The organism is Bradyrhizobium sp. Kon37, from assembly GCF_055807535.1.
In genome coordinates this window covers 1-271 of sequence record NZ_JBVVOY010000266.1, presented here as the reverse complement: position 1 = coordinate 271, position 271 = coordinate 1, and the positions used below count along the sequence as shown (strand labels likewise).

At 72.7% G+C, this 271-nt stretch carries 1 protein-coding gene; it reads left to right on the top strand.

Annotation, left to right across the window (positions count from 1 at the left end; all coding sequences use genetic code 11):
- On the top strand, positions 1–271 hold a 271-nt coding region (locus AC0L3J_RS38090), incomplete at both ends, for a DDE-type integrase/transposase/recombinase (RefSeq protein WP_473350567.1).

Sequence of the window (271 nt, the reverse complement as noted above, 5' to 3'; positions counted from 1 at the left end):
GGTGCGCCGGCGCGGCGGCCGGAAGCGAGCGATGGGCACGCGGCGACCGCTGGACCTGCCGCTGGCGCCCAACCAGCGCTGGTCGCTGGACTTCGTCGCAGACCAGCTGACGGACGGGCGGCGCTTCCGCATCCTGACGGTGATCGATAACTGTACGCGCGAGTGCCTGGCGCTGGTGGCCGACACCTCGCTGTCGGGCGCGCGGGTCGTGCGGGAGTTGGACGCCGTCATCCGGCAGCGAGGGCGGCCCGACACCATCGTCAGCGACAAC